This is a genomic window from Kitasatospora griseola, from assembly GCF_014648555.1.
Taxonomy (GTDB): Bacteria; Actinomycetota; Actinomycetes; order Streptomycetales; family Streptomycetaceae; genus Kitasatospora; species Kitasatospora griseola.
In genome coordinates, this window is record NZ_BMRI01000062.1 from 1 (window position 1) to 3,959 (window position 3,959).

5 protein-coding genes are annotated in these 3,959 nt (G+C 70.7%); 4 read left to right on the forward strand and 1 reads right to left on the reverse strand.

Annotation, left to right across the window (positions count from 1 at the left end; genetic code table 11):
* Nucleotides 1-757 precede the first annotated feature (757 nt).
* The 4 genes from IEZ12_RS36080 (at nucleotide 758) to IEZ12_RS36095 (ending at nucleotide 3,579) form a co-directional block, all read left to right on the forward strand.
* On the forward strand, nucleotides 758-922 hold the full coding sequence (locus tag IEZ12_RS36080) for an NfeD C-terminal domain-containing protein (RefSeq protein ID WP_189278504.1): 165 nt from the start codon (nucleotides 758-760) through the stop codon (nucleotides 920-922).
* Between the two features lie 53 nt (nucleotides 923-975).
* The gene (locus IEZ12_RS36085) at nucleotides 976-2,193 is read left to right on the forward strand and encodes an SPFH domain-containing protein (protein ID WP_189278472.1); all 1,218 of its coding nucleotides are present in this window, start codon (nucleotides 976-978) and stop codon (nucleotides 2,191-2,193) included.
* Nucleotides 2,194-2,818: 625 nt separating this feature from the next.
* Nucleotides 2,819-3,400: a PKD domain-containing protein gene (locus IEZ12_RS36090; RefSeq protein WP_373295567.1), complete on the forward strand. Its 582-nt coding sequence runs from the start codon at nucleotides 2,819-2,821 to the stop codon at nucleotides 3,398-3,400.
* Complete coding sequence (locus IEZ12_RS36095) at nucleotides 3,397-3,579, forward strand: hypothetical protein (protein ID WP_189278476.1); 183 nt, start codon at nucleotides 3,397-3,399, stop codon at nucleotides 3,577-3,579. The genes IEZ12_RS36090 and IEZ12_RS36095 overlap by 4 nt, the downstream gene beginning before the upstream one ends.
* 130 nt (nucleotides 3,580-3,709) lie before the next feature.
* On the opposite strand, the gene IEZ12_RS36100 is transcribed toward IEZ12_RS36095, so the two are convergent.
* Nucleotides 3,710-3,959, reverse strand: a 250-nt coding sequence (locus IEZ12_RS36100) for a sensor histidine kinase (RefSeq protein ID WP_189278478.1), incomplete at its 5' end; no start/stop codon positions are given.

Genomic DNA, 3,959 nt, shown 5'->3' on the forward strand with positions numbered 1-3,959 from the left:
CACCAGGCTCCGTCCAGCCGCCCTCGGGTGGCGCCCTCGGGTGTCAGTGAGAGCCGGACCGGCGGTTCCGGCCCCGGCGGCTGGGCAGCGGTGGGATCGGAGGTCGTGGTCATGTCGAACACCTGCCTCGGGCTCATTGTGGACGGCCTGGTGCTGCCGCCGGGGCACCGCAGTACTCCGCAAGCCGTGGACGGTCGTCGAACGCGGCGGAGACGGCCGTTGTGGCGTGAGAGGATTGCACTTACGAGATGCCTTGCTGATTGTGCTGATGGAGCGTAGAGAACTCACATCATCGCAGGTCACAAGGCATTTCCTCGTTCCGGGCCCCTCCCGCACCGGCGATCAGCCGGTGGATTCGGGCTCAGATCGGCCGACGCGAACCGAAACACGGAGGCTCATACAAGCGATGCGCCAGGGAGTGCGGTAGGGGTGTGCGAAACCGCGCCGACGCCAGACTCTGGCCCGGCTCCGGGCCGGGACTCCCGGGCTGGAGATCCGAGCCGGGTGCCCGAGAAACGCCTCCCTGCTGCGGGCCGGAGTACCGTGGGAGGGGTTGGGGCGGTCGCGCCGCACGCGCTGCCCGCAGGCATTCTGCCGAAGGACTCGACCGGGGGCCCGGTGCCTCCAGGAGGGGTGCCGCCCGTGGCCGTTCGTGTTCCGGCCGCCCACTGCGATGTCGTGCCGCACGGCACGAGGTGTCATGTACGCGGCCGATGACTCCCGGCAGAGCCCGGTTGGAGCCGTCGGGAGGGTGACGGTGCCGATCCCGACGGACGGGCCGGGCGAGGTGCTGGTGGGCCTGCGCGGCGGGTCGGAGGCGTTCGCGGCTTGGTCCGCCGGGCCGATCGCGGTCAACACCCGGGTGGTCGTGATCGACACGATCTCCGCCCGGTCGGTGCTCGTCGAGCCGCTGCCGTCCTGAGTCCGGCGGCCCCTGCGGCCCTCCTCAATCTGTTGCAGGTCAGGTGGTTCGTCATGTTGTTCTGGCACGTGCCCGCGCCCAACGAGGCCATGCTCATCTCCGGTTCCAAGCGGCAGTCGCAGGACACCCAGTTCCGGATCGTCACGGGCCACGGGAGCTTCGTCGTTCCCGTCAAGCAGAAGGCCCGCATGCTGTCCCTGGCCCTGCAGGAGGCGGAGATCGCCGAGGACTGCGTCACCCAGCAGGGAATCCGGCTCACCGTCCGCGCGGTCTGTGTCTTCAAGGTCGGCGACGACGCCGTGTCGATCGCCAACGCCGCCCGGCGCTTCCTGTCCGAGCAGGACCAGATGCAGGAACTGGTCGGACGGATTTTCGCAGGCCACCTGCGCTCCATCATCGGCGGGCTGACCGTGGAGCAGATCATCAGGGAACGCAGCCGGGTCGCCCAGGAGGTCATGGCAGGCAGTCACGGCGAGATGGAGAAGCTCGGCATCGTGGTGGACGCGCTGCAGATCCAGGAGATCGAGGACGCCACCGGCTACATCAACAACCTCGCCGCGCCGCACGCGGCGGCGGTGGCCAGTCAGGCCCGGATCGCCCAGGCCAAGGCCGACCAGGAGGCGAGCGAACGGGAGCAGCAGGCCGCCGCGCTCAAGGCCGAGTACGAGCGGGACACCGCGATCAAGCGGGCCGGTTTCCTCGCGGAGACCGAGCAGTCCAGGGCGCGCGCCGAACAGGCAGGGCCGCTCGCCGAGGCACGTGCCACCCAGGAGGTCACCGAGGAACAGACCGCCCTCGCGCAGCGCAATGCGGCACTGACGGCGCAGCGGCTGGAGGCGGAGGTGCGGCGCCCGGCCGACGCCGAGGCCTATCGGAAGCGGACGCTGGCCGAGGCGGACCGCGACCGGGTGAAGTTCGAGGCCGACGCCGGCGCCTACACGGAACGGACCCTGGCCGAGGCCCAGGCGGATGCCAACGTCGCCCGCGCGGCGTCGCTGCGGGACGGCAACCAGGAGCTGATCGCGGCCAACCGGATCGTGGAGAACCTTCCCACACTCGCCGACGCGGCGGCCCGGGGCATGGCGGGCGCCGATCTGACCGTCCTGAACGGGACCGACGGGGTGAATCAGATCGCGGCCGGCATCGCCAGCCAGGGGCTGGCCATACTGCGGTCCATCCAGCACTCCACAGCGACCTCGACGACCGGCGCACCGGCCGCCGACCCGAACGTCAACGGCCGCCCCACGCCCCGGCTCCCGGACCGGAGCTGACCCGGATACTCCGCCGCGAGAACCGTCGAGGACGGCTCGCAGTGAGCTGGCCAGGCTCGGCACGGTTAGCGCGGCCGCCTCGATGCCCGCCCCAGTGGCGATCTGTTCGTCGACGCGGTGGGGAATGCACCCACTGCGCGCCTCCGCGGTCGGGTCGCTGCTCACATTGGTTGGGTCCCGGTTTCCATGGTGCTCATGAGGGAGTAGGCCGCGCACGCCGATCACCGTGCTTCGGCAGCTGCCTGCCTGGCATGAGCGGCGGCAGCCGGCGTCGCCGCCTGCGACTGCTGCCGGGCGGCGGTCACACGGCTCTTGGAGCAGGAGGAGCCCCTCGACCTGTCGAGGCGCGTGCAGTTATTGACCCGAAACGGTAAGGTTCCGCGCTCGTTGATCCGGGCGTGACGCCCCGGCGCGGGTGGCGAACTCGCCCCGCCGGCGGGTGCGGCGGCGCTGTCCCTCGTCGGGTGCGAGGTCGACGCAGTACGTCCACTTCCCGTGTTTCACGTCCGCGGCCAACTGGGGACACCACGACCCCAGTTGCTTGCCGTTGCTGTCCGAGCAGCCGCACCGCCGGTACACCCTTCCCCGCTGTGGACGCTGTCCCACGAACCCCTCCTCGCACTCGGTGCTCTGTGGCACCAAGGTTCACTGGCCCGTTCGGCGCTGGGGCTACCTCGCGGTGCGCCACATGGTCGAGCGGTACCCGAGCGTCGTCCAGGGCATGCTCTACTACTTCCGTCTCGGTGACTACACCCACGGCTACGGCTACTACAACGCCATCGGAACGTCCTACGACGCCGGTTTCAGGGCCTGGCTCGGCACCTGCGCCACCGACACCTACCTGACCGCCGGCACACCGACCGCCGCCTTCGACAGCACCGTCACCGGCCTCACCGCGCAGCTGACCGACCGCTCCGCAGTGACCGGCGGCAAGGGCTCCGTCGCCTCCCGCGCCTGGAACTTCGGCGACGGCACCACCTCCACGGAGACCACCCCGTGGAAGACCTACACCATCACCCTGACCGTCACCGACAGCAACGGGAAGACCGCCACCACCAGCAAGCCCGTCACCGTCACCGCCCCCGCCGCCCCCACTACCTGCACCGGGGCCGACCTGCAGGTCACCGCAACTGCTTCCGCACCGACCGGTCCGCCGCCGCGGGCGAGCAGGACAAGCTGTACATCTACCTGCCCGTCGGCACCGTGACCCTCAAGGTGACCACGACCGGCGGCACCGGCACCGCCCATCTCTACTACACCGCCTCCTCCACCAAGAGCGGCACCGACCAGAGCATCACCGTCACCAGCACCACCGCCGGATACCGGTACATCACGCTCTACGGCAAGACCGCGTTCAGCGGCGCCACCGTCACCACCCAGCACTGACCCGCACGCCGACGCGACCGACCCGCCGAACCACCGGACAGGGGCGTTCACGCACCGGCAACCCGCCGGCGCGCGAACGCCTCGCCCCAGTACGGCACTTGCGCTCGCGGTTCACCGCCGACGGTGTCGGTCACCGGGCCGGGGTACCAACCTCCGGTGGTGGATCGGCCGGGCTACGACGGGGCAGTTCGACGCGGACGGTGAGGCCGCCAGCGGGGCGCGGAGTGGCGGTGACCGTGCCGTGGTGGGTGCGGGTGACCGCCCGGACGACGGCGAGTCCGAGTCCGGAGCCGTCGCCGCTGCGCTGCCGGCCGCGTTGGAACGGCTCGAAGAGTGTGGGGACCTCCTGCGGGTCCAGGACCGGGCCGGTGTTGGCGACC

Bases quoted from the DNA above. Each gene is read 5' to 3' on its own strand.
- IEZ12_RS36085 (WP_189278472.1), top strand. From the start codon at position 976: ATGTTGTTCTGGCACGTGCCCGCGCCCAACGAGGCCATGCTCATCTCC.